The sequence below is a fragment of the Daejeonella sp. genome, assembly GCF_049655485.1.
Taxonomy (GTDB): Bacteria; Bacteroidota; Bacteroidia; order Sphingobacteriales; family Sphingobacteriaceae; genus Daejeonella.
In genome coordinates, this window is the sequence record NZ_JBASJU010000155.1 from 1 (window position 1) to 1,887 (window position 1,887).

The following is a 1,887-nucleotide window of genomic DNA, read 5'->3' on the forward strand; positions in this document are numbered from 1 at the left end:
AAAATTCTTGAAATGCGAAGGAAAACGGAAGCGGCGCTTAAGGAGAAATTTGATGTACGCGCATTTCATGATATGGTCCTTTCGAATGGGTCCGTAACGCTGGCTGTTTTGGAAGAGATGACTGACAGGTTTATTAAGGAAAATTTAAAAAAATGAATAGAATTTTAAGCGGTCAGGTATTATACTCTTACTATAACGAACTCCTTGAAAGGGATTCCTCAGCCGACCTGGCTGCCCAACCACTAAACCCCACTTGTCGCCAGATAAATAAGCAACAAAATACTGACAACAAATATTACCACTGTCCCAATCTTGACTAATGCAGTAGAATGGAAGTAGACTCCTCTGTCGAGCTGCTTTTTAGTTTCCATATAGCGGAAATAGGAAAATACAATAATTAAGGCGCCTAATGCTACCAGCAAAGTTCCGACGGCATGAGAATACCCTTTGGAATTTGCACTTACCTCTACATCCAGTGCAGCGCTGATTTCTCGTGTAAACAAAGAAAATTTAACGACTACAAAGCCGAACCCCATTACACCTATGCTGGTTCTGATCCAGGCAAGGTAAGTACGTTCATTTGCTAAATGATCAGTAGCGTTGGTTCGGGGTGCTGCTTTGATTTCTTCCATAGAGAGTTTTAAAATTACCAAAAGCTACATTAATAACGGTAAAAACCTTGTGGTATAAATGTTATATTTAATAACCAAACCTAAAACCTAAGCCATGACACCTGACTCACCTTCCCTCTACCTCGACGAAACCGCCGTTGAGCACCTTCGCAGCGCCAGAAAATGGAGCAACTTTTTATCGATTATCGGATTTGTACTGATTGGAATAATGATTTTGATTATGGCGGCGTTCCTCCTATTTGGATCCCTGGTATCTTCGAAGGATAATCTAGTCATGTTTACAGGCCTGGTGCAGATTGTGCCGATTGCGCTGATGATAGTTATCTATGGGATACCCATCTACTATCTCTATCAGTTTGGAAAACATTCCCGTATTGCGATTAATAACTACGATTCGGATGCGATAGGCCTGGCCTTTAAATACCTTAATCTGCATTACCGGTTCATGGGGATACTTGTAATTGTTGTGCTGGCTTTTTATTTGGTTGCGATTGTGGTTATGACGATGGGATTCCCTTTCTTTTCCACGATGATGAACCGATAACACACCTGCATATGATTGAACGCAGAGGCCACGGAAGAAAAACTTATTACTACATACCACAAAAAAATAAACCGCAAAGGGCGCAAAGTACACGCAAAGGGCTCAAAGGTGTTCTAAGAGATTTTAAAAGTCTCTTAAATTGAAATCTTCCTTCGCGACCTTTGCGAAAACCTTTGCGTCCTTTGCGTTAAAATGGGCGTCTTGCTTTCTCCCTGTTAAATCCAGGTGTCTACTCCATTTCATACTTCGCCTTACTGTTTAAAATAATATGTTTTGTAATTTATCATCCTAATATACAACCTCTTACATGTTAATCTCACAAATAACTAACTACTTAGTTGTATAACTAAAATATTAGTTATACATTAGTATTACCGATTCGAATCAGGTAAAAAAGTAATTAATAAAAGAAAGTCAAATGGAGATAAAGGAATTAACCAAAGCGGAAGAACAGATCAGGCAGGTATTGTGGGATTTGGAGAAAGGGTTTGTTAAGGACGTGGTAGATCAGCTGCCCGAGCCCAAACCGGCTTACAATACAGTTTCCACCATTATCCGCATTCTGGAAACCAAAGGGTTCATTGATCACGAGGCTTTCGGGAAAAGCCACCTTTACTTCCCATTGATCAGCATCGAAGAATACAGAAGCTTTGCAACCGAAAAACTGCTTAGCGGCTATTTCGACAATTCGGTGGAGAATATGTTTTCATT

Annotated in this window: 4 protein-coding genes; 3 read left to right on the top strand and 1 reads right to left on the bottom strand. The window is 40.1% G+C overall.

The annotated features are described in order from the left end of the window. Positions 1-12: 12 nt before the first annotated feature. Complete coding sequence (locus WBJ10_RS06470; protein WP_424288708.1) at positions 13-156, top strand: DUF885 family protein; 144 nt, start codon at positions 13-15, stop codon at positions 154-156. Positions 157-242: 86 nt separating this feature from the next. On the opposite strand, the gene WBJ10_RS06475 is transcribed toward WBJ10_RS06470, so the two are convergent. Continuing rightward, on the bottom strand, positions 243-632 hold the full coding sequence (locus WBJ10_RS06475; protein ID WP_424288705.1) for a YidH family protein: 390 nt from the start codon (positions 630-632) through the stop codon (positions 243-245). A 94-nt stretch (positions 633-726) separates the two neighbouring features. Here WBJ10_RS06475 and WBJ10_RS06480 point away from each other — a divergent pair, with 94 nt between their 5' ends. Both WBJ10_RS06480 and WBJ10_RS06485 read left to right on the top strand, forming a co-directional pair. Further along, a complete protein-coding gene (locus WBJ10_RS06480; protein WP_424288706.1) occupies positions 727-1,176 on the top strand; it encodes a hypothetical protein in 450 nt (149 codons plus the stop codon). Between the two features lie 418 nt (positions 1,177-1,594). Further along, positions 1,595-1,887 (top strand): BlaI/MecI/CopY family transcriptional regulator (locus WBJ10_RS06485; protein ID WP_424288707.1); only part of this gene is annotated, 293 nt, incomplete at its 3' end.

What these genes read in the sequence shown, in the direction of transcription:
- WBJ10_RS06470 (WP_424288708.1), top strand. Translation starts at nt 13, where the DNA reads ATGCGAAGGAAAACGGAAGCGGCGCTTAAGGAGAAATTTGATGTACGC.
- WBJ10_RS06475 (WP_424288705.1), bottom strand. Translation starts at nt 632, where the DNA reads ATGGAAGAAATCAAAGCAGCACCCCGAACCAACGCTACTGATCATTTA.
- WBJ10_RS06480 (WP_424288706.1), top strand. Translation starts at nt 727, where the DNA reads ATGACACCTGACTCACCTTCCCTCTACCTCGACGAAACCGCCGTTGAG.